Source organism: Neorhizobium sp. LMR1-1-1.1 (assembly GCF_040675795.1).
GTDB lineage: Bacteria > Pseudomonadota > Alphaproteobacteria > Rhizobiales > Rhizobiaceae > Neorhizobium > Neorhizobium cellulosilyticum.
The window spans coordinates 1-258 of the sequence record NZ_JBEGHE010000098.1 but is presented as its reverse complement, the minus strand read 5'-3'; the positions used below and the strand labels follow the sequence as shown (position 1 = coordinate 258).

Here is a 258-nt window from a genome sequence, read left to right as displayed (position 1 = left end):
GCACGCTTGTTTCCGCCTGATCTTTGGTGACGTAGGCGAGATCATCGAGGATGAGCAAGTCGTACTTGTTGAGTTTGTCGATAGCAGACTCAAGCTGCAGTTCCCGACGAGCGACCTGCAGCTTCTGCACAAGATCGGTGGTCCGGGTGTAGAGGACCCGCCATCCGTTCTCGATCAGCGCAAGGCCGATAGCAGCAGCGAGATGGCTCTTTCCTCCGCCGGGCGGACCGAACATGAGGATGTTAGCTCCCTTGGCGA

General features: G+C 57.8%; 1 pseudogene. It reads right to left on the bottom strand.

Annotated elements, in window-relative coordinates:
• Window positions 1-258: pseudogene (istB, locus tag MRBLMR1_RS29965) on the bottom strand (IS21-like element ISRel5 family helper ATPase IstB); the annotation flags it as partial.